The organism is Wolbachia endosymbiont of Tuta absoluta (assembly GCF_059414725.1).
Genome location: NZ_JBNRJY010000241.1, coordinates 1 through 502, shown reverse-complemented (window position 1 = coordinate 502; position 502 = coordinate 1). Strand labels below are relative to the sequence as shown.

The following is a 502-nucleotide window of genomic DNA, read 5'->3' as shown; positions in this document are numbered from 1 at the left end:
TCACCGATGCCTCACACATCGGAAGTTCAGGATAGATCGCATAAATTGAATAAAAATAACCAATTCACAACACCTAAAATAAATATTTGTCTTAGATTGAAAGAAGTACTCCAAGTAGCTCAATAAGAAATTAACGCCAAGCTGGAGGTTCACTCAATGGCAAAGTATGGTCGTATAAATAGTTTGAATTCGCTACAGAACTTAAATGTCGGGAATTCAACATATAAAATTTTTAGTTTGAAACAAGCCCAATCTGAATTAGGTGATCGATCCATAAAAATTTGAAGATATCTGCCTCTCTATCACCAAGGGTAACAAGTTATACATTTGCAGGAAGGTTGTTTATGCTTTCTTTGAGAGCTGTTATCCACTTATAACTTTCTTTTTCTTCTATGGAGGTACGGTATTTCCTGTTTGCTTTTTCTTGTGCCGTTTCTTTTTCCCTAATAGAACGTGCCCAACATTGTTGAGAGATAGACCTAAAGGTAATCCGTCTTTGCTG

At 35.9% G+C, this 502-nt stretch carries 1 protein-coding gene; it reads right to left on the bottom strand.

Going from position 1 to position 502, the window contains the following annotated elements; genetic code table 11:
- Positions 1-319 precede the first annotated feature (319 nt).
- A partial coding sequence (locus ACJ5GX_RS02685; RefSeq protein WP_495292676.1) for a hypothetical protein occupies positions 320-502 on the bottom strand: 183 nt, incomplete at its 5' end.